At 66.9% G+C, this 23,036-nt stretch carries 18 protein-coding genes; 9 read left to right on the forward strand and 9 right to left on the reverse strand.

Translation table 11 applies throughout. The features are described from left to right. Positions 1-30: 30 nt before the first annotated feature. Positions 31-1,098, forward strand: coding sequence for an efflux RND transporter periplasmic adaptor subunit (locus V6X30_RS04230; protein ID WP_367983397.1), 1,068 nt, complete (start codon positions 31-33; stop codon positions 1,096-1,098). Beyond that, positions 1,095-4,220, forward strand: a complete 3,126-nt coding sequence (locus tag V6X30_RS04235; RefSeq protein ID WP_367983398.1) for an efflux RND transporter permease subunit — start codon at positions 1,095-1,097, stop codon at positions 4,218-4,220. Before V6X30_RS04230 ends, V6X30_RS04235 begins: the two co-directional genes overlap by 4 nt. On the opposite strand, the gene V6X30_RS04240 is transcribed toward V6X30_RS04235, so the two are convergent. Continuing rightward, positions 4,169-5,104: an AEC family transporter gene (locus V6X30_RS04240; RefSeq protein WP_367984536.1), complete on the reverse strand. Its 936-nt coding sequence runs from the start codon at positions 5,102-5,104 to the stop codon at positions 4,169-4,171. The two genes, V6X30_RS04235 and V6X30_RS04240, sit on opposite strands and share 52 nt — an antisense overlap. A 15-nt stretch (positions 5,105-5,119) precedes the next feature. Continuing rightward, complete coding sequence (locus V6X30_RS04245; RefSeq protein ID WP_367983399.1) at positions 5,120-5,581, reverse strand: FxsA family protein; 462 nt, start codon at positions 5,579-5,581, stop codon at positions 5,120-5,122. Positions 5,582-5,660: 79 nt separating this feature from the next. Between V6X30_RS04245 and V6X30_RS04250 the strand changes: the two genes are divergently transcribed. Both V6X30_RS04250 and V6X30_RS04255 read left to right on the forward strand, forming a co-directional pair. Next, positions 5,661-6,857 carry a lytic murein transglycosylase gene (locus tag V6X30_RS04250; protein WP_367983400.1) on the forward strand — a complete coding sequence of 399 codons (1,197 nt, stop codon included), beginning with the start codon at positions 5,661-5,663 and terminating at the stop codon, positions 6,855-6,857. A gap of 4 nt (positions 6,858-6,861) precedes the next feature. Next, positions 6,862-7,260, forward strand: a complete 399-nt coding sequence (locus V6X30_RS04255) for a helix-hairpin-helix domain-containing protein (RefSeq protein ID WP_367983401.1) — start codon at positions 6,862-6,864, stop codon at positions 7,258-7,260. 25 nt (positions 7,261-7,285) lie between these two features. Here the strand turns inward: V6X30_RS04255 and V6X30_RS04260 are convergent, their stop codons facing one another. From V6X30_RS04260 to V6X30_RS04270, 3 genes are read right to left on the reverse strand one after another with little or no spacing between them, the layout of a single operon-like run. After that, positions 7,286-7,486 (reverse strand): hypothetical protein, encoded by a 201-nt coding sequence (locus V6X30_RS04260; protein ID WP_367983402.1) that lies wholly within the window; start codon positions 7,484-7,486, stop codon positions 7,286-7,288. After that, positions 7,486-8,241 (reverse strand): FkbM family methyltransferase, encoded by a 756-nt coding sequence (locus V6X30_RS04265; protein WP_367983403.1) that lies wholly within the window; start codon positions 8,239-8,241, stop codon positions 7,486-7,488. The genes V6X30_RS04260 and V6X30_RS04265 overlap by 1 nt, the downstream gene beginning before the upstream one ends. Beyond that, positions 8,238-9,503: an MgtC/SapB family protein gene (locus tag V6X30_RS04270; RefSeq protein ID WP_367983404.1), complete on the reverse strand. Its 1,266-nt coding sequence runs from the start codon at positions 9,501-9,503 to the stop codon at positions 8,238-8,240. The genes V6X30_RS04265 and V6X30_RS04270 overlap by 4 nt, the downstream gene beginning before the upstream one ends. Positions 9,504-9,544: 41 nt before the next feature. Between V6X30_RS04270 and V6X30_RS04275 the strand changes: the two genes are divergently transcribed. Next, a complete protein-coding gene (locus V6X30_RS04275) occupies positions 9,545-10,153 on the forward strand; it encodes an NYN domain-containing protein (protein ID WP_367983405.1) in 609 nt (202 codons plus the stop codon). 33 nt (positions 10,154-10,186) lie between these two features. Here the strand turns inward: V6X30_RS04275 and V6X30_RS04280 are convergent, their stop codons facing one another. Next, positions 10,187-11,440: a M28 family peptidase gene (locus V6X30_RS04280; protein WP_367983406.1), complete on the reverse strand. Its 1,254-nt coding sequence runs from the start codon at positions 11,438-11,440 to the stop codon at positions 10,187-10,189. Between the two features lie 113 nt (positions 11,441-11,553). On the opposite strand from V6X30_RS04280, the gene V6X30_RS04285 reads away from it, so the two are divergent. Next, positions 11,554-12,018 (forward strand): methylated-DNA--[protein]-cysteine S-methyltransferase, encoded by a 465-nt coding sequence (locus V6X30_RS04285; protein ID WP_367983407.1) that lies wholly within the window; start codon positions 11,554-11,556, stop codon positions 12,016-12,018. Continuing rightward, positions 12,009-13,241 (forward strand): FAD-binding domain-containing protein, encoded by a 1,233-nt coding sequence (locus V6X30_RS04290; protein WP_367983408.1) that lies wholly within the window; start codon positions 12,009-12,011, stop codon positions 13,239-13,241. Before V6X30_RS04285 ends, V6X30_RS04290 begins: the two co-directional genes overlap by 10 nt. Here the strand turns inward: V6X30_RS04290 and V6X30_RS04295 are convergent. The 3 genes from V6X30_RS04295 to V6X30_RS04305 all read right to left on the reverse strand — a co-directional run bounded on the left by V6X30_RS04295 (position 13,220) and on the right by V6X30_RS04305 (position 19,779). After that, complete coding sequence (locus tag V6X30_RS04295; protein ID WP_367983409.1) at positions 13,220-14,527, reverse strand: ATP-grasp domain-containing protein; 1,308 nt, start codon at positions 14,525-14,527, stop codon at positions 13,220-13,222. The genes V6X30_RS04290 and V6X30_RS04295 overlap by 22 nt on opposite strands. 33 nt (positions 14,528-14,560) lie before the next feature. Then, positions 14,561-15,790 (reverse strand): polyphosphate kinase 2, encoded by a 1,230-nt coding sequence (ppk2, locus tag V6X30_RS04300; RefSeq protein ID WP_367983410.1) that lies wholly within the window; start codon positions 15,788-15,790, stop codon positions 14,561-14,563. A gap of 89 nt (positions 15,791-15,879) precedes the next feature. Continuing rightward, positions 15,880-19,779, reverse strand: coding sequence for a DUF3683 domain-containing protein (locus V6X30_RS04305; protein ID WP_367983411.1), 3,900 nt, complete (start codon positions 19,777-19,779; stop codon positions 15,880-15,882). Between the two features lie 175 nt (positions 19,780-19,954). Between V6X30_RS04305 and icd the strand changes: the two genes are divergently transcribed. Then, on the forward strand, positions 19,955-21,259 hold the full coding sequence (gene icd / locus V6X30_RS04310) for an NADP-dependent isocitrate dehydrogenase (RefSeq protein WP_408022367.1): 1,305 nt from the start codon (positions 19,955-19,957) through the stop codon (positions 21,257-21,259). A 34-nt stretch (positions 21,260-21,293) separates the two neighbouring features. Beyond that, positions 21,294-23,027 carry a bifunctional isocitrate dehydrogenase kinase/phosphatase gene (gene aceK, locus V6X30_RS04315; protein WP_367983413.1) on the forward strand — a complete coding sequence of 578 codons (1,734 nt, stop codon included), beginning with the start codon at positions 21,294-21,296 and terminating at the stop codon, positions 23,025-23,027. The last annotated feature ends 9 nt before the right edge of the window (positions 23,028-23,036 follow it).

A 23,036-nucleotide genomic window follows, 5' to 3' on the forward strand; every position in this document is an offset into this window, starting at 1 on the left:
CTTATCCGTTGCGGCAGGTATGCTGGACGGATGATCGCCCGGTATACCCGCGCCGGCCTCCTGGCCCTGGCTGCCCTGCTCTCCCTGCCCGCGTCGGCTCAGCCGGATGGCGCGCCGGTCGTCCTCGCTCCGGTGGAGATGGCGGCGATTGAAGAACGGGTCGAGGCGGTGGGTGAATCCCGAGCCGAACGCTCCGTTACCCTCTTTACCCACGCCGCCGGCCGCGTCGAGACGGTTGACATCGAGGCCGATGAGCGCGTCTCGGCCGGTGATCTGTTACTCGCCCTGGAATCGGAGAGCGAGCGCAACGCGCTGGCGAGCGCCCGGGTCGAACTGGCCGACGCCCGAAAACTCCTCGATCGTTACGAACGCACCATCGGTTCGGGCGCGGTGCCACCCACCACAATCGACGCCGCGCGACGCGATGCAGAGCTCGCCCGTCTCGAGCTGGAGCGTGCCCGGATCGATCTGGCGGATCGCGTCCTGCGTGCGCCTTTCGATGGTCATACGGGACTGACCGAACTCGAGCCCGGTGACCGCGTCGATGAAGACACCGCGGTTACCACCATCGATGACCGGAGCAGCCTGCGCGTGCGATTCCGCCTCGCCGAGCGGTATTTCGGTGACCTCCGCCGTAACGACCGGGTGGAAATGCGCCCTTGGTCGGATCTCAGTCAGCCCGTGGAGGGCGTGATCCGGCGTGTCGACAGCCGCATTGACACGGACACCGGGACATTCGCACTCGAGGCCGAGGTGCCCAACCCGGACGATCGCCTGCGGCCGGGCATGCGCTTTCGGGTCGGCGTCACCCTGTTCGGACCGCAGCATGCCGGCATCCCCGCCACCGCCCTGCAATGGGGTGATGACGGCGCCTATGTCTGGCTGATCCGCGATGATCGGGCCGAGCGGACCGGCGTCAACCTGGTCGCCCGTGATGGCGACCGAGTGCTGGTGGACGGGCCGCTCGAGGCGGGCGACGAGGTGGTCAGCGAGGGTGCCCAGCGCATGCGGCCCGGCCTCGAGGTCCGGCGCATCGACGCCGCCGATCTGGACGACTATCCGCCCGTGAACGCCGTATCCGCGGCGGACCAGCGATGAGCGATGCGCCCCGCGGACTTCCGGCCCTCGGCATCCGACGGCCGGTGCTGGTGGCGGTGATCAACCTGCTCATCGCCATCGCCGGGATCGCCGCGCTGCTCGGCGTCGAAGTCCGGGAGCTGCCGGATGTCGACCGGCCGCGGGTGACCGTCACCGCCCAGTACCCCGGCGCGGCACCGGAGACCATGGACGCCGAGGTCACTCGCGAGCTCGAGGGGGCCGTGGCGCGTGTCTCGGGCGTGCGCTCCATCAGCGCGTCCAGCGAGGAGAGCAGCACCCGGATCGTGGTGGAGTTCAGCGCCGACGTCGATCTGGATGCGGCCGCCGCCGATGTCCGCGAGGCGGTCAGCCGCGTCGCGCGTGGGCTCCCCGATAACGTCGAGCAGGTCAACATCATCAAGGCCGATCAGGACGCGAGCCCGGTGGTGCGCGTGGCGGCGAGTGCACCCCAGCTCAGTCTGGATGCGCTCACCCGGCGGGTCGAGACCGACATCGTCCCCGCCCTTGTCTCTATTCCCGGCGTCGCCGATGTCCGGATCTACGGCGACCGGCAACAGCAGCTGCGCGTCGCCGTGGATCCGCTGCGTCTCGCCGCGCATGGGCTGGATGTCGGCGATGTGATCGAGCGCCTGGAGGATGCTGATCTCGACATCCCCGCCGGCAGCTTCCGCAGTTCGGCGCTCGAGCTTCGGGTACGGGCCGATGCCGCATTGGCCGCGCCGGACCGCATCGCCGCGCTGACGCTGGAACCCGGGCTGCGGGTCGGTGATGTCGCCAACGTCATCCTCGCCCCGGCGGATGCCCGCAGTCAGGTCCAGCTCAATGGCGAGCCCATTCTCGGCATGGGCATCATTCGCCAGGCGCAGTCGAATACCCTGGAAATCAGTGCCGCGGTGGACCGTGTGCTGGTCGAGCTCAACGACCGTTTCGATGATGTATCGCTGGTCAAGACCTCGGATGACGCCCTGTTCATCCGCGGCGCGATCATCGAGGTACTGATCACACTCGCCGCCGCCACGCTGATCGTCATCGCGGCGATCTGGCTTTTCATCGGCTCCATCCGGGCAACCCTCATCCCCGCCATCACGATTCCGCTGGCGCTCACTGGCACGGTGGCCGCGATCTGGGCGTTAGGCTTTTCCGTCAACCTGCTCACCCTGCTCGCCCTGGTGCTGGCGACCGGACTGGTCGTGGACGATGCCATTGTCGTGCTCGAGAATATCCAGCGACGCCGGCGCCTTGGGCTCGAATCCAGTGCCGCGGCGCTGCTCGGCACCCACCAGGTGTTCTTCGCCGTGGTGGCCACCACCGTGGTGCTGATCTCCGTGTTCGTGCCGATCTCGCTGCTACCGAGCACCGCCGGCCGGCTGTTCCGGGAATTCGGCGTGGTCCTCGCCGTGGCCGTGGGGATTTCCTCGTTCGTAGCCCTGTCCCTGGTCCCGGCGCTGGCAGCCCGCGTTCTGAGGACACCGGTCGAGCGTGGCCCGATCAACCGTCGATTGTCCCGGCTTGGTGAAATCATCGCCAACGGCTACCAGCGCAGCCTCGGCCAGCTCATTGCCCATCCCTGGCTCACTGCCGGCCTCGCCCTGCTGGTGCTGGGCCTCGCCACCGCGCAGTTCACCCGGATCGACCAGGAACTCCTCCCCCAGGAGGATCGGGGGCTGCTCTTCGTCGTTGGCAACGGGCCGGACGGGGCCGGCGTCAAGTACAGCCAGAATGAGGCCTGGCGCATGCAGGCCCGCCTCGAGCCCCTGGTCGAGCGCGGCGAGATCAGCCGCCTGTTCACCATTGCCGGGCGCTGGGACCCCAACCGGGTCCTGATCGTCGCGCCGCTCGCCCCCTGGGCCGAGCGCGAGCGCGGCCAGCAGGCCATCGCCGCGGATGTACGCGCCGCCCTCGCCGATGTGCCCGGCGTCAACATTCGGGTTGGCAGCCCCAACAGCCTGGGCCTGAGAGGCGTGGGCAGCGGCCTGGAAATTGCCTTGCTGGGCAACGACTACGCGCGGATCTATAGCGCCGCCCGAGCATTCAGCCGAGAGATCGAAGCGACATTACCGGGGCTTGGCAGCGCGAGGATCTCCTACTCGCCGACGCAGCCACAGCTGCGGGTCGACATCGACCGCCAGCGCGCCGAGGCGCTGGGCGTGCCGGTGTCGGGGCTGGCGGAGACCCTGGAGGCCATGATCAGCGGCCTGGAGATTGTCGATCTGAACATTGCCGATCAGGCCGTCCCCCTGCGCGTGGAAGCGCAGAGCGGGCTCGTCGATGGCCCGCAGGATCTCGGTAATCTGCGCGTCCGCTCCGACAATGGCGCGTTGGTGCCCCTGTCGAGCCTCGTTACCCTGCGCGAGGAAGGCGTCGCCGCGGAACTCGATCGCGAGGCCCAACGCCGCGCCATCAACATCGATCTCGCCATCGACGATGGCTACCCGCTCCAGACAGCGATCAGCGACCTGCGCGCGCTCGCCGACGAGACACTGCCTGCGGGGGTGAGCATGATCACCATGGGTGAAGCAGAAACGCTGGAGGAGACCCGACGCGAGGTCTTCATCACCTATGCACTGGCGCTGCTGGTGGTGCTGCTCGTGCTCACCGCCCAGTTCGAGAGCATCATGAGCGCCCTTGTGGTGATGGGGACCGTGCCGTTTGGACTGGCCGCTGCGGTATTCGCCCTCACGCTGAGTGGGACCAGCATCAATGTCTACTCGCAGATCGGGCTTATTCTGCTCATCGGGCTGATGGCAAAGAACGGCATCCTGCTTGTCGAGTTCGCCAATCAGCTGCGCGATCAGGGCGAGACACTGCGCGACGCCGCCCTCCGCAGCGCCCGGGTAAGACTGCGGCCGGTGGCGATGACCATGATCGCCACGGTCCTGGGCGGCCTGCCCCTGATCCTCGGTGGCGGCGCCGGGGCGGAGTCGCGCGCCGCCATTGGCTGGGTGGTCTTCGGCGGGCTGGGCATCGCCGCGGTCTTCACGCTCTATCTCACCCCGGCGCTGTATCTCCTGCTTGCCCGATTCGGCCGCCCGCGGGCCGCGGCGATGGACGAGCTGGAGCGGCAGCTGGATCAACCGGAGAGCGCGAGCACCACGAGCATGGCGGGCAAGGCGAACAGGTGACTGAGCACAATGGTGCCGGCCGCAAGTGCGCTGTCGCCATCCATTCGCTGGACAAGCACGTAGGAGGCCGCGGCCGTCGGGCAGGCCAGGAAGATGAGAGCCAGGCGGATCTCCTCGCTACCAAGCCCGATCCACACGGCGAGCCCGAAGCCCACCAGCGGCGCCAGTGCCGTTTTCATCAGTGCCCCGGTAACGGCCCAGCGCCGCTGCCCCCGAAGCCGCGTGGCATGCAGGCCTGCACCGATGCCGATCAAAGCCAGCGGTAGGGCCATCTGACCCACCGCCGAGAGCGTCCGGTCAAGGAATACCGGGAACTCCCAGCCGCTCAAGGCGATGAGGATACCGATCAGCGAGGCGATCAGGATCGGGTTGCTCGCCAGGCCGCGCAGCACTCGTTTGCTGGCCGTAATGGGATGCGACTGGCCCGGCAGCTGCAGGAGCACCACGGCCATGACGTTATAGAGGATAACCAGCGGGACGAAGGCGATCAGCGCCGCCGACTCGACGCTGCCCGCGGACTCGGTACCGGCGACCGAATAGATCACCACCGGTAGCCCGACGAAGGCGAGATTGCCACGGAATGTCCCGTGGACGAACGTGACCCGTGAGCGGGCCGGCAGGCGGGCGATCACCCCGACCAGCGCCGAGACCGTGATCAGGATGAAGGTTGTCCCCATCATCACGGCGAGGATCCCACCAACGCTGCCAAACGCCGGCGTAGCCCCGCCGATTCGATCAATGAGCAGGGCCGGCAGGCCCACCCAGTAGGTCAGCCGGTTGAGCTCCCCGACAGCCGGCGAGGAGATGAAGCCGGTCCGGGCCAGCAGCCAGCCCAGCAGAATGACCAGGACGACCGGCGCGAGGATCTGCAGAACGGCGAGCAGCGTGGCCTCCCCGCCTTAGCGTCGATCGTCGTCGCGGCGCTCGTATTCGCCCTCGATCACATGAACCGTCTTCTCATCCTGACCACCCGGCCCGTCGCCGGGACCCGGCCCGGCTGGCCCGAAGCGCACCGCCATTCGCGCCAGCGCCAGGCGCACCAGCCAATGGCGGGTCACCGGAATCAGGCAGAGAAAGCCGAGGAAATCAGTGATGAGCCCGGGTGTGAGCAGCATCGCCCCGCCGAGGATGAGCGCCACGCCCTCGAGCAGTTCCACCGCGGGCAGCGCGCCGCGGTCGAGGTTCTGGCGCGCCCGCGCCAGCGTCTGCAGCCCCTGCTGACGCAGCAGGGCCGTGCCGATGAGCGCGGTGAGAAGACAGAGCCCAATGGTGGGCAGTGCACCAATGATCCCGCCCACCTCGATGAGCAGAAACAGCTCTGCCAGGGGAATCGTCACGAAAAGGACAAGGAGAAGTGGCACGATCACTCCACGCTGGGATTCATTGGGTGGGAAGGGTAACATCGATTGCGTCACAACGGCGGATCGGAGGACGATGCCGATGGCCGCATGCAACACCCGAAAAATCGCCGCCTGCCTGTTATTCGCGGGCATCCTGCCGGCCACCGCGGCCGCCGGGTTCGATGAATGCATCGGCGGGATCCGCAGCGAGGCCATCAGTCGCGGCATCGAACCCGCCACCGCCGACCGGCTGCTTGCCAACGTTACACCCAGTGAGCGCGTCATCGAGCTCGACCGCCGTCAGCCGGAATTCACGGCCACACTCCATGATTACCTCACGGCCCGAGTCAACGAGGCACGTATCGACAAGGGGCGTGCGCTGCTCGATGAGCATGCCGAGCTGCTGCAGGCGATTCAGCGCGATTATGGCGTCCCCGGCCGTTACCTCATCGCCTTCTGGGGGCTGGAGACCAATTTCGGCAGTTACACCGGCCGAATGCCAACCGTCCAGTCGCTGGCCACCCTCGCCTGCGACCGCCGCCGGGGCGAATTCTTCCGCGAACAGCTCCTGGCCGCACTGCACCTCGTTGATGAGCGGACGCTCGAGCCGGAACAGCTGCAGGGATCCTGGGCCGGCGCCCTCGGTAACTTCCAGTTCCTGCCCAGCGTCTATCGCGAACACGCCGTCGATGCCGATGGCGACGGCCGCAAGGATCTGTGGGACAGCCTGCCGGATGCCGCCGTCTCCGCCGCCGCCTTCCTCCGCGCCCGGGGCTGGGCGCCCGGCGAGCGCTGGGGCCGTGAGGTGCAGCTCCCAGATGGTTTCGACTACGGCCTCGCCGAGCGCGAACAGCCACTGCGGGACTGGCGGGATGCCGGCATCCGGGCAGCCGACGGCGGGCCCCTGCCCGTCGCCGATCTCGAGGCCCGACTGCTCATTCCGGCCGGTGCCGATGGCCCGGCCTTCCTGGTCTACCGGAATTTCGATGTGATCATGCGCTGGAACCCGTCCCGGTTCTACGCGCTGTCCGTGGGGCTGCTGGCCGACCGGCTCATTGGTGCCCCGCCACTCAGCAATCCGCCCCCGGCGGAAGAACCCCTGCGCATTGAAACGGTCAGCGCAATACAGGAAGCACTCAACACGCGGGGGTTTGACGCCGGCCCCGTGGATGGTCGCATCGGCAGCAACACACGTCGCGCGCTGCGCGCTTTCCAGGCCGACGCAGGTCTGGTGGACGACGGCCATCCCGACCCCGACACCCTCGCCGAACTTGGCATCCACCAATCAGGGAGATGAGACGATGTGGAATGATCTGATGCGGCGCTGGATGGAACTGGCACTCTGGTGGGTTCCCGGCCAGCGCAACGATCAAAAGCCCGCCAGTCAGGAGGCCGCCGAGCAAGAGAAGGCGCCGCCGCGCGCCCCGGAGACCCCGGCACAGGCGCCCGCCGCGGAGGCCGAGCCCGAAGCGCGCGAACCCGCACCCCAGCCGGCGCCGGCCGCCGAGGCCAGTGGCGATCTCAAGGGAATCAAGGGGATCGGGCCGGCCATGCAGAAACGACTTGCGACGCAGGGGATCGCCACACGCGCGGATCTGGCGACGGCTGACCCGGACAAGCTCACCGAGGCGCTCAAGGCCGATCGGGCGGTGATCTCCCGCGCCCAGGTGGCGCGCTGGATCGAGGCCGCCCAGGCCTGATCGTCCGCCGGCGGACTGCCTCGGCCTAGTCGGCCTGCAGCACCGCCGTCACCACGGCCGCGGTCAGCATGACGCCAAGCAGCACCCAGCCGGCAATGGCCTGGGGCGTCAGCCGCTTGTGTCCAGAACGCTCTTCCGCCGGCCGGGCCGCGGCGCGTCGGCGGGACTGGATCACCAGAAAGGCGACCAGCGCCACGGCCGCGGTGAGCAGGATCTGTTTGATCATTATCCGGAATCTCCGTTGAGCTGACGGGCATAGACATCACCGGAGCCGGCGGTGTCGGCGTTGGCGCGCAACCAGTCACGCATCCACGCCGGCGACTGCCAGGCCGCCGAGACCATTCTCCGACGCTCGCCGATCGTGGCGTTGAATCGGTAATCACCCAGTGCCTGCAGGCGATCGATACAGGCTAGCGCACGTGCCCCGCTGCCGCTGACATACTCGAACGATAACGCAGGCAGCGGCTGGGCCAGTCCCGCAAGGACCGCCTCCTCCGCGCCTTCGACATCGATCTTGCAGAAGGCCGGCACACCGAAGCGCCCGATCAGATCCTCCAGCGTCACCACTTCGACCGTCACTTCGCGCTCCCATTGCACATCGGCAAAGCCCGGATTGGCCCGACCGATCTCCCGACGCCACTGGTGATTGAGCGTGGCCAATGTCGGATGCCGGTCGCTCATCGCGAGCGTCGCCGTCCCCCGGGATTCACCCACCGCCTCGTCAAGCACCCGGGCATCGGCGTAGCGCCGCAGCCGCCAGGCGAGCGCACGCCGCAGACCGGGCTGGGGCTCGACGGCCACCACCTGCCCGCCCAGCGCGGCGAAGGCCAGGCTGCGGTCACCCAGATGGGCGCCGATATCGAACACCGGTGCGCCGGGTCGCACAAAGGGCCGGTAGAACCGCCGCAGACCAGGCTGACGCCAGGGCGCGCCATAGATCAGCAGTGATCGGGCAAGGCCCATGAGCTGTCGCGCATTCATTGCCAGACTGTCACCCCCACCCAGACACCTCCCGCCACAATCACGGCGCCCAGCCCGGCGCCCACCAGCAGCGCCATGCGGCCACCGGCGACGCCGGCGGCCAGTCCGAGCTTGACCGCGGTGTTGGCCATGGCCGCAATGATAATGCCACGCTGTGCGACCTCCGCCTGCATCCCCTCCGACGCCATCCGCGACAGGGACAGCGTAATGGCATCCACATCGGTGAGCCCGGAGACGAGCGAGAGGGCATAGACGCCGGCATCCCCCGCGGTCCGCCGCAGGCCCTCGGCCGCCACCATGACAATGGCCAGCAGCACCGCGAAGCGCAGTGCCGTTGTGAGCTCGAAGGGCTTCTGCATCGGTGGATGGCTCGGCGCATCCGTAATGCGTCGGGCATTCAGGGCAAGCCCCAGGGTGGCGAGCCCGCCCACCACGGTGATCAGCGCCACCGGCGCGTACAGACTGGGCAGCATCTCCGGGCGAACGGCACCCACCAGCACGAGGATACGCGGGAACATGGTGGTACTGGCCATGACCACGGCGGCGGCGAACAGCGGCTGGTAGGCCTGTTGGCCACGCGCCGCCCGCGACAGCGTGAGGGTCAGCGCCGTCGACGAGGCCAGCCCCGCGAAGAACCCGGTCAGCAGAATGCCGCGCCGCGCGCCGGTGAGTCGTACGGCGAAATGCCCGACAAAACCGATGGCGCTGATCAGCACCACCATCAGCCAGAGCGTGTGCGGATTCAGGGTATCCCAGGGTCCGTATCCCTTCTGCGGCAGGAACGGCAGGATCACCGCGCTGATGAGCGCGAGCTGCAGGATGGCCCGCAGCTCGGGGCCGTCGATGCTGCGCAGCAGTTCATGCAACCGTGGCTTGAAGCCGAGCAGAACCGCCGTCACCACGCCACCGGCCATGGCCAGCAATGGCTCCTCGAGACTCGCCAGCACACCCAGCAGAAACGCCAGGATGGCCGCCACCTCGGTGGTGATGCCGTAGTCACCGCTCACCCGGACCATGCGGCGGTAACCGAGAATCACCAGGCCCAGCACGCCGGCGAGGGCCACGGGGACGATGGCGTGACCCAGCCGGTCACCGATCAGCCCGGCGACACCGCCGGCCAGCGCGATCAGCATGAAGGTGCGGATGCCTGCAATGCGCTCGCCCTCACCGGCACCGCGCAGCCGCCAGCCGCGCTCCAGGCCGATCACCGCGCCCACCATGAGCGCGACGCCCAGCCCCAACAAATGCTCGGTGTTCACCATTGCGTTACCCTAGCGGTTTGATCCCGCGGTGGACCATCCTCATGCGTAGACTCTGGCTGATCGATGCAAGTTACATCCATGCCAACAATCTTGCGCTGCTCGGCAGCCAGCGGCGGATCGACTACCTGCGCCTGCGCCAGTTGATCGAACGCGAGCTCGGACCACTATGGCGGGGCTATTTCCTCAATTCCGCTCAGGATGAGCCCAACGACGGTCGCGATCGCTTCCACAACTGGCTCCAGACCGCCGTGCCCCATGGCCCCAACCTCATCGTCAGGCTCTATGGACTGAAAAGCGAGCGCGTGCGCAATGCCTGGTGTGCCGACTGCGGCACCAAGGTGGACCTGCACTGCCCGCATGGCAACGGCAGCCATCGGCTTTTCAACCAGCGGCAGATGGGGGTGGACGTGGGTCTGGCTTCGCTGGCCCTGATTCACCGCGACCGCTACGACGGCCTGGTGCTCTCCTCAGGCGACGGTGATCTGATGGACGCCGTCGAGCATCTCTCGGAATATGGCAAGCGGATTGAGCTCGCCGTGTTCAGCACCGGCGTGGCCACCGACCTGCAGGCCCGATCCGATCGGGTGCTGTGGCTCGATGATCACCTGCCGGCACTGACCGGCGAGGACGACGGGGCGCCGACGGGCTGAACCCGCCGATGCCCCGCGCGCGGCGCGTCGGCCTCAGTCCCCGGCGCTCCCCGCACCCTGATGACCCAGCGCCCGGGCCTGATCCAGGCGCGGATGCTGGCTGCAGAAGGCCTCTGCCAGGGTCCCGGTACGGGTCTCCTCGGCATCCATCGCCTTGAGGGTCTCGGCGACCGCATAGGTACACGCCAGAACATCCCGGGTGCAGGCGCTCTCGGAGATGGTGTGCATGTTGCGGATGGGCATGCCCACCGAGGTCGCGGCGCAGTCGACGTTGCCGAGCACACCGGCCATGCCGTCGGTGCCGGTATCCGCACCCACCACGTCACGCTGCATGGGGATGTCGTTGTCCCGGGCGACCTGCTCGATGCGGCGATTGAGCTGCTCGCTCACGATGGCGCCGACGCTCATGGTAAAGCCCTTGCCCATCTCGATGGGGGCCATGCGCTTGTCGCCAATACCGGGGGCGGCGACGTAGTCGTGATTGACGTCCACGCCGATGATGACATCGGGGCGCATCTCCCCGACCAGCACACGACTGCCGAAGCGGCCGATTTCCTCATAGGTGGCCGCGGCAAAGAGCATGCGGATGTGCTTCGCACCCCCCGACTCGGCGACCAGTCGGGCGGCCTCGGCGGCGACGAAGCAGCCCAGGCCGTTGTCGAGATAGGCGCCGTAGAAGGTGTCGGGCCCGAACCCATGGCGGATCGGCCGGTTCATGAGGATGCTGTCCCCCGGACGGATCCCCAGCGCCTCGATCTGCTTTTTCTTGTCCTTGCCGTGGATCTGCAGCTCGACATAGAGCTGCTCCTTGCGCACGCCCTTCTCGCCGGCACGCAGTTTGGGATCCGCGAAATGAATGGCCCCCAGCGCCTCCACGGTGCCGCCGTCGAGGCGACGATACTCGCCCGGTGCCTCGGGATCCTCGCTGAAGATGCTGACCTCGTGGCCGAGCAGCGTGGTGGGCAGGAAGGAATCGCTGTTGATCCAGACCTTGCCGTCCTCGCCGATGCTGCGCACCTGCATGCGGATCTTGTCGGCATGGCCGATTACCATCACGGTGAACAGATCATCACGCCCGGGATGGGTGTCCAGGACCACACCGGCGTGCCCCTTGAAATTCCGTACCGCCCAGCCTTCGGGGGCAAAGCTCTCGAAATGGGGCTTGAGCACGCCCTCGGTCATCGCGGCCTCGAGGCCGATCGGGCTCGGTGCGGCGAGGATATCGTGCATGAGCTGGAACTGGGCATCCGGCATGGATGTTGTCCAGGGCTTGGCGTTATCGGCCATATTCAGGCTCCCTGTTGTCGTTTAACGCAGGTTGATCGACCGATAGGATAACGTGGAGCCGTCACCGGGAGCAGCCCGTCATCCAGCAAGCCCTGAAGATCGTTCCCGCCGAAGTGCGCCCCGCGGCACCGCACCGGGCCCTCTGGCAGGGTCCGTGGGGCACGCTGCTGCTCATCGGCAACGCCCGTGTGCTGGTCGCTGCGCGCTTTCAGGGAGGCTGCCCGGCCGGTGACACCGCGTCACCGCCCGATCCCCTGCCCGCCCCCTGGGGCCTGCATCCCACGCTGCGGCTCGCGCTCACGGGCACGGACTTCCAGCTCGCCGTCTGGCGATCCCTGACGCGCATCGCCTCCGGCGAATGCGTCAGTTACAGTGAGCTCGCCGCGGCGGTCGACCGGCCCCGGGCGGTGCGCGCCGTCGCCAGCGCCGTCGCGGCCAACCCGCTACCGGTGGTGCTGCCCTGTCACCGGGTCATTCGACGCGACGGCGGCCATGGCGGCTACATCGGCGGGGCGTCGCGCAAACGTCGACTCATCCATTGGGAGACCAACCACGGGAGTCACCCGAGATGTTCATAGAGCAGCCCGAGGCAACCCATTCGGCCGGCCTGGACCGGCTCGCGGCATTCCTGCCCCACGCCGGAGGTGACTATGCCCGCTGGCGCAACCACGACTTCGGCCCCGAGGGCGACAACCGCGTATCCGGCCTCTCCCCCTGGCTGCGCCATCGGCTGCTGCTCGAGGAGACGGTCATCGACACGGCCATCGATCGACACGGCCTGGATGGCGCCGAGAAGTTCATCCAGGAGGTCTGCTGGCGGACCTACTGGAAAGGTTTTCTCGAGCGCCGCCCCGTGCACTGGCACGACTATCATGGCGACTGTGACGAGGCGCGGCGGCAGCAGGCGAAAGACCGACGACTGGCCGCGGATATCGACCGCGCCCTCGCCGGGGAGACCGGCATTGCGGCTTTCGACGCCTGGGTGCACGAACTGCGCGACACCGGTTATCTACACAACCATGCCCGCATGTGGTTCGCCAGTATCTGGGTCTTCACCCTCGAGCTGCCCTGGGCGCTGGGCGCGGACTTCTTCCTGCGCCATCTGCTCGACGGCGATCCGGCCTCCAATACCCTCTCGTGGCGCTGGGTGGCCGGCCTGCATACGCCGGGCAAGGCCTACATCGCCCGGTCCTCCAACATCAACAAGTACACCAACGGCCGCTTCAACCCCGGCTATCAGCTCAACACACAGGTCACGCCACCCGAGGGCATCGAGCGACCGCCCGTGGGGCCCTCACCGACCGTCGCGGACTGGCGGTTGACGCCCGACTCCGGCCTGCTCATCACCGAAGAGGACCTGTTGCCGGAGACACTGCTCGGCGCTCCGGACTGGCCGCTGGTCGTGGCCGTGCAGACCACCGACTGGCGCAGTCAGGGCTCGGTGTCCGATCATGTCCGGCGCTTTGCCCGCTCGGGCCTGGAAGCGGCGCTCGCCCGCAACCCCGGCGCCCGACAGGAAGGCCCCGTCGAACTGATCAGCGAAGCCGATGCCGAGGCAGTGCGCGACGCCGCCCTCGCCGCCGGCGTCGATCAGCTCCTCACCCCGTGGGTCCCCACCGGCCCGAGCGCCGATGCCATGGCGATGCTGGATGGCGTCCTCGAAGCCGCCGGCATCCGCCGCCAGCCGGTCCTGCGGGACTGGGATCGGCTGCACTGGCCGGCCGCCACCCACGGCTTCTTCCGCTTCTGGAAGGCGGCCCGGCCGCTGATTGTCGAACGTCAGGCCGGGCGCCGCGCGTGATCGATCTGAAAGCCCAGGATCTCCCGGGCTTCCCGGGAGCGGGCCAGCAGATCCGCCTGGTCATGCCCGCCCAGAAAGACCTCGGCGAGCTCGTAGCTGTAGCTGTCCTGAAAGCGCAGGGCCGAGAGGTCCTGGCCGGGTTGCACGAGCACCCGGACCCGGGCCTCCAGGAAGCGCGTCCGCAGGCGCTCGACATCCGCTGCTGAGGGCACGCGGCTGACCCGGCCGGGCTGGAACACGCGCAGCATGAACTTCGCCGCCATGCGGTATTCGCCCTGCCGTTGCGGGAAATCCGGCGCCTCGCCGAGCCCCAGGTTCACCATCACCTGGAAGTGCGAGGCACCATCGACCATGTGAAAGATCGGCGAGTGCGACTTGGAACAGCGCGCGTTCACCTCAAGCAGCGCCAGGGCATCGCTGCTGCGATTCCAGAAGAATTCCATGTTGAACGGGGCATCGTCGTAGCCGGTCCGGGCCATCACGCGCGTCGCCGCATCGATCATGCGCCGCTGGACACGGCGCGGCAGGCGGGAGGGATACTGGTAGCGGTTGAAGCTCGAGCGGTGACGGCCTTCGCGAATGGAGTCCACCACGCCATAGACCGTCACCTCGCCGCCCTGCACGTAGCCCTCCAGCGTGCACTGCTGGCCGGCGCTGATGATGCCCTCGGCAATGCAGTGATAGCCGCCCACCGGGGCAACGTCTTCCGGCAGATCCGCCTTCTCGAGAATGGCGTTGAAGGGATCGCCAAACTGGTGAATGCCCTCGCGGATCTGCCGGATCGCCTCCCGGAATTCGCTGTGGTCGTGGATGCGAAAGCCGAGATACGAGGAATGGGCCTTGATGGGCTTCAGCCAGAAGGGGAACGCCAGACTGAGGTGCTCCGCCGGGTCATCTGCGAACGGGTCCACCCAGTCGAAGGGCGGGGTGAGATCGGGCACCGCGGCCTGCTGCTCGAGCCGGGCCCAGTATTTGTGCTCGAGCTTGAGGACCGGCACGAGCCCTGCCCCGGGCAGTGCGCGGCGCTCGCGCAGGATGGGCACCATCGTGCTGGTGGGGAAGTCCCAGTAGGTGCAGACCGCATCCACAGAGCCCGGAAAGTCATCGAGAATGCGTTCGCTTTTCTCGAGCATGCGATCCACCGGAAAGGTTTCCGGATGGATCGCCTCGTCGTGCGCCAGGAGCTGGCGGAAGCTCAGCGACTCGGCGCCCTGGATCGTGGCGAGCTGCTCACGATGGAAGCCATCGAGACCGTAAATGAAGACATTGCGGGTTCCATCCAACATCGCCTCCCCGGCCCGATTCCTCCGGGCCGTCTGCTAACCGGAACGCTTTAATGCCGAGAGGGTCGGCACCCCTGCAACCGTTCCGTCAGCATGCGCGATGGGAAGTTCCTCGTCACCATCATTAAGGACGTTCGCCCGTCCGACGATCAGCGGATCGACATTGCCGATGCGCGGGATGTCCTTGCCGTTGTAAGGCAGATGATGAAGGACATAGCGCATGGCATTGAGCCGCGCCCGCTTCTTGCAGTCCGACTTGATGACGATCCATGGCGCCTCGGAGGTGTCCGTGTAGAAGAACATCTGCTCCTTCGCCGTGGTGTAGTCCTCCCACTTGTCCAGCGACTGCCGGTCGATGGGGCTCAGCTTCCACTGCTTGAGCGGATGCGCCTCGCGGGCCTTGAAGCGCCGGCGCTGTTCATCGCGACTGACCGAAAACCAGAACTTGACCAGCGTGATACCGGAGCGGACGAGGTTGCGCTCGAACTCCGGCGCCTGGCGGATGAACTCGGCGTACTCATGATCATCGCAGAAGCCCATCACCCGCTCGACGCCGGCGCGGTTGTACCAGGAGCGGTCGAACAGCACGATCTCGCCGGCCGTGGGCAGATGCTGGACGTAGCGCTGGAAATACCACTGACCCTTCTCGATCTCGGTGGGCTTGTCCAGCGCCACCACACGCGCACCGCGGGGGTTGAGGTGTTCCATGAAGCGCTTGATGGTGCCGCCCTTGCCGGCGGCATCCCGACCTTCGAAGAGGATGACCACGCGGCTGCCGGTCTCCTTCACCCAGCGCTGGAGCTTGAGCAGCTCGCGCTGCAGATCGTATTTCTGCTTCTCGTAGGTCTTGCGCTTGAGTCGATACTTATAGGGGTAACCGCCCTCGCGCCAGTTATCGGCAAGCTCCTCGTCGGACATGCGGCTGCCGGTCTTTCGCGCGACCTCTTCCTGCATAAGCGCCTTGCGCAGCATGACCAGGTCATCCGGCGAGGCCTCCTCGACGATGGCCGAGATATCCTCGGCAAGCCGGGAGAGCGACTGCTTGGCCGCGCGGGCCCGCTTGCCCTTGCCGCTGCCGGCTTCCCGCGCCGTATCCGCGGCATTCGAGGCGATGTCACGCAGCGCGTACTCGGTGGTCTTCATCGCCCCCTCGCCGGCGCGACGGGCCTCGTACTCGCGGATCCCGGCCTCGCTCAGGTCCGGCGGCATATCGCCGGTGCTGATGTCATCGCGGCTGCGACTGCGCTCACTCCCCTTACTCGCCATGTCTTATCCTTTCTCCGGTTTACAGCACTTAAAGCCTAACCGATTGACTGGAAAAGAAAGCTGATCTGGGGCAAGTCCAGCCCGAACCCCTAGAGCAGGACGCGTTCGACCCCGCCGTCACGGGCCCGCTCGACGAATCGCGCCGACCAGTCCTCGCCCAGCAGCTGCCGGGCCATCTCGGTGACGATGTAATCCGCCTCTACGCCGGTGTCCTCGCGGTAGCGCGAGAGCCCCTGCAGACAGGCCGGGCAACTGGTCAGCATCTTCGTCGTGCCCGGTGCCGCCACCGGCTCGCCGGTGAGCGCCTCGAGCCCGCCGTTGATCTCCTCTTCCTTGCGGAAGCGGACCTGGCTGGCGATATCCGGCCGCGCCACCGCAAACGTGCCCGCCTCGCCGCAGCAGCGGTCATTGAGCGGCACGGACTGGCCCATCAGTTCGCTTGCCACCGATTCGCCGCGGCGGGTTTTCATGGGCGTATGGCAGGGCTCGTGGTACATGTACTGCACCCCTTCAACGCCATCAACGCCGAAGCCCTTCTCGAGCAGATACTCGTGGATATCCAGCAGCCGGCAGTCCGGAAATATCTGCTGGAATTCGTATTTCAGCAGCTGATCCATGCAGGTGCCGCAGGACACCACCACGGTGCGGATGTCGAGATAATTGAGCGTGTTGGCCACCCGATGGAAGAGCACCCGGTTCTCGGTGCTGATCGCCTGGCCCTTCTCGATGTCCCCCGATGAGGTCTGCGGGTAGCCACAGCACAGATAACCCGGTGGCAGGACCGTCCGCGCGCCGGCCTCCCAGAGCATGGCGAGGGTCGCCAGGCCGATCTGGCTGAAAAGCCGCTCGGAGCCACAGCCCGGGAAGTAGAACACCGCCTCGGCGGCCTCATCGGCGCGCTGTGGATCGGCGATGATGGGCACGATGCCCGGATCCTCCGCTCCCAGCAATTGCCGCATGGTCTGGTTGGGCAGCTTGCCCGGCATGGGTTTTTTAAGGAAATGCACCACCTGAGCCGGTACGCCGGAGAGATCCCGGGTCGGTTTTGGCCGCCGGCTCACGGCGCTGTCCGGTACGCCGCCACGCGTCCCGGCCATACCCGCCTGGCGGGCCAGGTAGTGCCCCAGGCGCTGGGAGCCGTAGCCCCACTCGATCATGCCCCGACGCATGATCTTGATGCGGCGGGCATCCTGGATGTTGAGAAACGCCATGGACGCCTTTGAGACCAGGCTCTCCCGGCGCTTGCCCCGCTGCTTGAGGGCATGGCGCATCTTGATGGTGACATCGCCGTAGTCGATATCCACCGGACAGGGCGTGAGGCAGCGATGGCAGATCGTGCAATGGTCGGCGATGTCGTTCATCTCCGCCCAGTGCTGCAACGACAGCCCGCGCCGGGTCTGCTCCTCGTAGAGGAACGCCTCGATGAGCAGGTTGGTGCCAAGGATCTTGTCCCGCGGCGAATACCGCAGGTTGGCCCGCGGAACATGGGTGGTGCAGACCGGCTTGCACTTGCCGCAGCGAAGACAGTCCTTGATGTCGTCATTGAGCGCGCCGAGCTCGCTCTGCTCGAGGATGAGCGCCTCCTCGCGCACCAGTTGCAGCGAGGGCGTGTAGGCATCGGCGAGCCCGCTGCCGGCGACGAGCTTGCCGCGGTTGAAGCGATCCTGGGGATCCACCCGCGACTTGTACTCGCGGAAGCGCTCGACCTGCTCGGCGTCCAGATACTGGAACTTGGTCAGGCCGATGCCGTGCTCGCCGGAGATCACACCACCGAGCGACCGGGCCAGCGCCATGACCTCATCCACAATGCCATCGGCTTCTTTCATCATCCCGTAATCATTGGAGTTTACCGGGATGTTGGTATGCACGTTGCCATCGCCGGCATGCATGTGCAGCGCGACGAACAGACGCCGCCGACGGCCCTCGGCGTGGATCTCATCGAGTCGCCGGCGCAGGGGCTCGAAATCGCGGCCGTCATAGATCTCATGGAGCTTGGCCGCCACCGATGCCCGATAGCTGATGCGCAGATCCCGGCGCAGCAGCAACTGAATCACGGTATCGCCGGGCTGGACTGCCTGGGCGGCTTCCTCATCAAGGCAGTCGAGGCAGTCCGCCACCGGCGCGTCGAGCTGATCCAGAATGCGCCGCCAGCGCGTCTCGGCCTCGTCGAGCCTCGCCAGCGCGGCCTGACGCTTGCGGGCGAGGATGCTATCCCCCTCGGCGCTTGCCTTGAGGTCCTCGCGGGCATGGTAATCGGTGCGGGCCTGCAGCTCGGTGAGCGGGCCGAGCAGCCAGGCCCGGGCCGAATCCAGGATCTCGAGCTTGTTGTGCAGGCTGCGGATGATGTTGATGCGCTCAATGCCCTCGCTGTAATCCGCCAGCCGGTGGATGGGGATGACGACGTCCTCGTTGATCTTGAAGGCATTGGTATGGGCGGCGATGGCCGCCGTGCGGCCGCGGTCCGCCCAGAAGGTCCGGCGTGCCTCCGGCGAGGTGGCGATAAAGCCATCCGCATCCCGCGCCTCGACCCGCGCTACCATGGCCTCGGCCGCGGCCTGGCAGGCGGCTTCGTCATCGCTCGCCAGATCCGCCAGCAACAGCATCCGCGGCCGCGTGCCACGATCGCCCTTGGGCGCATAGTCGACGGCGCGGATATAGCGCTCGTCGAGGTGTTCCAGTCCCGCCAGGGCGACGGTGGGGTTGGCCGCGACATCCTCGATGATCTCGACGATGGCCGGCACCGCCTGGTGCAGATCGCGGCCGTGGAATTCCATGCACACGGTCCGCATGTGCGCGGGCATGACATGCAGGATGAACCGCGCCGAGGTGATCAGCCCGTCGCAGCCCTCCTTCTGCACGCCGGGCAGCCCGCCGAGGAACTTGTCGGTGACGTCCTTGCCGAGTCCCGCCTTGCGCAGGCTCGCGCCGGGGAAGGCCAGTACCGTCGGCTCGCCCCGCGGCGTCCGGCCATCGGGCCCGTAGCGGGTGATGCGAAAGCGCACTTCTGCCTGGTCATGGATCTTGCCGAGGTTGTGATCCAGCCGCTCGACATCGATCCACTCCGCATCCGGCGTGACCATGCGCCAGCCGGCGAGGTTGTCCAGCGTCGTGCCCCATAGCACGGCCTTCTTGCCGCCGGCATTCATCGCGACATTGCCGCCGATGGTGCTGGCATCCCGCGAGGTCGGATCGACGGCGAAGACATAACCCGCGGCATCGGCGCGATCCTCGACACGCCGCGTGACCACACCCGCCTCGGCCCGGATGGTGGGTACCGGATCGGCCATGCCCGGCAGTGAACGCATTTCCACCTGGCCCAGGCCCTCGAGCTTCTCGGTATTGATCACCGCGCAGTGCTCATGCAGCGGGATGGCACCGCCGGTATAGCCGGTGCCGCCGCCGCGGGGAACTACGGTGAGGTCGAGTTCGACGGCGGCGGCCACCAGTCCGGCCATCTCCGCTTCGGTATCCGGTGTGAGAACGACGAAGGGTACCGCCACCCGCCAGTCGGTGGCATCGGTCTGATGGGCCACCCGGGTGAGGCCGTCGAAGGCGATGTTGTGCTCGGCGGTGACGCGGGCGAAGGCCTTGCGGGCCCGCTCGCGCAGGGCCTGTGTGGCGGGGAATGCGGCCTGGAAGTCCGCCACCGCCTGACGACAGCGGCCGGCCAGCGCCAGCGCCTCCGCATTGCCGTCGGCCCGGGCCTCGATCTGCTCGAGGCGATGGTTCATGGCGGCGACCAGCGCCTCGCGTCGGCCCTGATTGTCGAGCAGATCCTCCTGGATATAGGGATTGCGCCCCACCACCCAGAGATCGCCCAGCACCTCGAAGAGCATGCGCGCCGAGATACCGGTGCGGCGTTGGGAGCGCAGCCGCTCCAGCGTGTCCCAGCCATCGGCACCGAGATAGCGGTGGACGATCTCGCGATCGGAAAACGAGGTATAGTTATAGGGAATCTCGCGGATTCGGGCGGGGGCGGCGGTAGCCATGGCGGGCGCACTCCGGGGCGTCGTGAATGGGCTCATGGTACGCCAGTCGCGCGATGAGTGCCCGCGGCAACCTTGCGCCGGATCAAAACGATGCCGAAATCCGACTGCTGTTTTCGCAATGGGGGATATGAAAGAATAGCGCGCGATCTGAATTGCCCATGCAGCAAAAGAGAGCATCACTATGAGCACAATCCAGGTTCCCGCCGACGGCGCGCGGGTCACTCTTGAGAACGGCGTTCTGAATGTCCCCGATAACCCGATCATCACCTACATCGAGGGTGACGGCATCGGCGTGGACATCACGCCGGTCATGCAGCGGGTCGTGGATGCCGCGGTCGAGAAGGCCTATGACGGCAAGCGCAAGATCCACTGGATGGAGGTCCTCGCCGGCGAGAAGGCCAACAACGAGCTGGGCGCCTGGCTGCCCGACGAGACCGTGGAGGCCATCCGCGAGTACCTCATCTCGATCAAGGGCCCGATGACCACGCCGGTGGGCGGCGGCATCCGCTCGCTCAACGTCGCCCTGCGCCAGGTCCTGGATCTGTACGTCTGCCTGCGCCCGGTGCGCTGGTTCAACGGGGTCCCCTCGCCGGTGAAAAACCCCGACCAGGTAGACATGGCGATCTTCCGCGAGAACACGGAGGACATCTACGCGGGCATCGAATTCGAGGCGGGCTCGGAGGAGAACCAGAAGTTCAAGGAACTGCTGGCCGAGCATTTCCCGTCGGCCTACGCCAACATCCGCTTCCCCGAGGAATGCGGATTCGGTATCAAGCCGATCTCCCGCGAGGGCACCGAGCGCCTGGTGCGCGCCGCGATCCGTTATGCCATCGACAACAAGCGCAAGTCGGTGACCATTGTCCACAAGGGCAACATCATGAAGTTCACCGAGGGCGCCTTCCGGACCTGGGCCTACGAGCTCGCGGAGCGCGAATTCGGCGAGGAGACCTACACCTGGGCGGAGTGGGAGCGCACCGTGGCCGAGAAGGGCCAGGAAGCGGCCAACGCCGAGCAGGATGCCGCCGTGGCCGCGGGTAAAGTGCTGGTCAAGGACTCGATCGCCGACATCACCCTACAGCAGGTGCTGACCCGCCCCACGGATTTCGAGGTCATCGCCACCATGAACCTGAACGGCGACTACCTCTCCGACGCGCTGGCCGCGCAGGTGGGCGGTATCGGCATCGCCCCGGGCGGCAACATCAACGAGCAGACCGGCCATGCCGTGTTCGAGGCGACCCACGGCACCGCGCCGAAGTACGCCGGCAAGGACATGGTCAACCCCGGCTCGCTGGTCCTCTCCGCGGAGATGATGCTGCGCCACCTGGGCTGGAGCGAGGCGGCCGACCTCATCCTCACCGGGATGGATGCGGCCATTGCCAGCAAGCATGTGACCTATGACTTCGCCCGCCTGATGGACGGCGCGACCAAGGTGAGCTGTTCGCAGTTCGGCGAGGCGATGATCAAGCGCATGCAGGACTGAATCCCGTCTCGATGCAGCGGCTGCGGGGCAGACCATGAGCGGCAGCGAACACCACTACCAACAGGTGGCCTCCGCGGCCCGCTGCATTCATGACGGGTTCATCCGCTATAACCGCCAGTTCCGGCGGATCACCGCCCGGGCCGGGCGGCGCTTCGAGGAACGGGACTGGAAGGGGCAGATGGCGGATATCGCCGCCCGAGTCGAGCTCTACGAGCTCTGGGCCGGGCGCACCGTCAAGGCCCTGAATGCCGAGCTCGGTGGCGATCTCGCCGACCACGATTTCTGGGCCGAAGTGCGCGAGTGCTTCGGCCTGCGCGTGGAGGCGGTGCCCGACGCCGGCTTCATGAAGACCTTCTTTAACTCCATCACGCGCCGGGTGTTCGGTACCCGCGGCGTCAACGGGGCGGTGGAATTCGTCCAGCCCCCGCCCGAGGAAGGCATCGAGTCGCTCACCATGCGGCGCTATCCCTGCTGGAATGATCTCGACGCCGTCTGCGGGCGGGTCCTGCAGGACTATTGCTTCCGGCGGAGCTATGCCGAGAAGGCCGGCGATGCGCGCTGGATGGCCGACACCATCCGCGGGCAGCTCGGCGGTGCCGCAGCCGATGCCGACTGCCTGCGACTTGAGTTCATCGACACGCATTTTTTCCAGGGCACGCGGGCCTACCTGGTCGGACGATTGCGCCTGATGGACGGCACCCGCCCCATCGTCGTCGCCCTGCGCAACAGCGACGAGGGCATCCGAGTGGATGCGGTGCTGCTCACCGCCGAGCAGATTGGCGTGGTGTTCTCCTACACCCGCTCCTACTACTTCGCCGACCCGACCTCGGTGGTGGCGGCGGTGCAGTTCCTCAAAGACATCCTGCCGCGCAAGCCCATCGACGAGCTGTACACGGTGCTGGGCCGCCTGCGCCAGGGCAAGACCGAGCGCTATCGGCAGCTCATGCACCATCTCTCGGATACGCAGGATGATTTCGTGCATGCCGCCGGCGAGGCGGGGCTGGTGATGATCGTCTTCACCCTTCCCTCGTTCAATCTGGTCTTCAAGATCATGCGCGATGTCTTCCGGCCACCGAAGACCACCACCCATGATGACGTGCACCAGAGCTACCGCCTGGTCTCGCGGCATGACCATGCCGGCCGGCTCATCGACACCCAGCATTTCCGCAACCTCGAGCTGCCGCGCGACCGCTTTTCCGAGGCTCTGGTCGAGGAGCTGCGGCGCGAGGCGCCGCGCACGGTGGGCATCGACGGCGATCAGCTCGTCTTCCGCCATGCCTATGTCGAGCGCCGGGTCCGCCCCCTCAACCTCTACGTCCGCGAAGTGGACGAGGCGGAGGCGAAGCGGGTCATCCTGGATTACGGGCGCTGCATCAAGGACCTGGCCGAGACCAACATCTTCGCCGGCGACCTGCTGCTGAAAAACTTCGGCGTCACCAGTTCCGGGCGGGTGGTGTTCTACGACTACGACGAGGTGCTGCTGGTCACCGACTGCAGCTTCTACGAACTGCCCGAGCCGGATGAGGATTTCCCGCTGATGGACCACGGCACCACGCGCTTTGTGGGGCCGAAGGATATCTTCCCCGAAGAGTTCATCCGCTTTCTCGCCATGCCCGCCTCCCTGCGCCAGTCCTTCCTCGAGGCGCACAGCGACCTGCTCACCGCCGACTACTGGCGCGACGTCAAGCGCCGACGGCTCGCCGGCGAGGTCGCCGAGATCGTGCCCTACGCGCGCCAGAGCGTGGCGCCCCGGCGCATCGAGCTCTGATCCAAACCG

It is taken from the genome of Spiribacter sp. 1M189 (genome assembly GCF_040838345.1).
Taxonomy (GTDB): Bacteria; Pseudomonadota; Gammaproteobacteria; order Nitrococcales; family Nitrococcaceae; genus Spiribacter; species Spiribacter insolitus.

Bases quoted from the DNA above. Each gene is read 5' to 3' on its own strand.
- V6X30_RS04255 (WP_367983401.1), top strand. From the start codon at position 6,862: ATGTGGAATGATCTGATGCGGCGCTGGATGGAACTGGCACTCTGGTGG.
- V6X30_RS04260 (WP_367983402.1), bottom strand. From the start codon at position 7,486: ATGATCAAACAGATCCTGCTCACCGCGGCCGTGGCGCTGGTCGCCTTT.
- V6X30_RS04290 (WP_367983408.1), top strand. From the start codon at position 12,009: ATGTTCATAGAGCAGCCCGAGGCAACCCATTCGGCCGGCCTGGACCGG.
- V6X30_RS04250 (WP_367983400.1), top strand. From the start codon at position 5,661: ATGGCCGCATGCAACACCCGAAAAATCGCCGCCTGCCTGTTATTCGCG.
- V6X30_RS04270 (WP_367983404.1), bottom strand. From the start codon at position 9,503: ATGGTGAACACCGAGCATTTGTTGGGGCTGGGCGTCGCGCTCATGGTG.
- V6X30_RS04295 (WP_367983409.1), bottom strand. From the start codon at position 14,527: ATGTTGGATGGAACCCGCAATGTCTTCATTTACGGTCTCGATGGCTTC.
- V6X30_RS04275 (WP_367983405.1), top strand. From the start codon at position 9,545: ATGCGTAGACTCTGGCTGATCGATGCAAGTTACATCCATGCCAACAAT.
- V6X30_RS04230 (WP_367983397.1), top strand. From the start codon at position 31: ATGATCGCCCGGTATACCCGCGCCGGCCTCCTGGCCCTGGCTGCCCTG.
- V6X30_RS04235 (WP_367983398.1), top strand. From the start codon at position 1,095: ATGAGCGATGCGCCCCGCGGACTTCCGGCCCTCGGCATCCGACGGCCG.
- V6X30_RS04280 (WP_367983406.1), bottom strand. From the start codon at position 11,440: ATGGCCGATAACGCCAAGCCCTGGACAACATCCATGCCGGATGCCCAG.
- ppk2 (WP_367983410.1), bottom strand. From the start codon at position 15,790: ATGGCGAGTAAGGGGAGTGAGCGCAGTCGCAGCCGCGATGACATCAGC.
- V6X30_RS04265 (WP_367983403.1), bottom strand. From the start codon at position 8,241: ATGAATGCGCGACAGCTCATGGGCCTTGCCCGATCACTGCTGATCTAT.
- V6X30_RS04305 (WP_367983411.1), bottom strand. From the start codon at position 19,779: ATGGCTACCGCCGCCCCCGCCCGAATCCGCGAGATTCCCTATAACTAT.
- aceK (WP_367983413.1), top strand. From the start codon at position 21,294: ATGAGCGGCAGCGAACACCACTACCAACAGGTGGCCTCCGCGGCCCGC.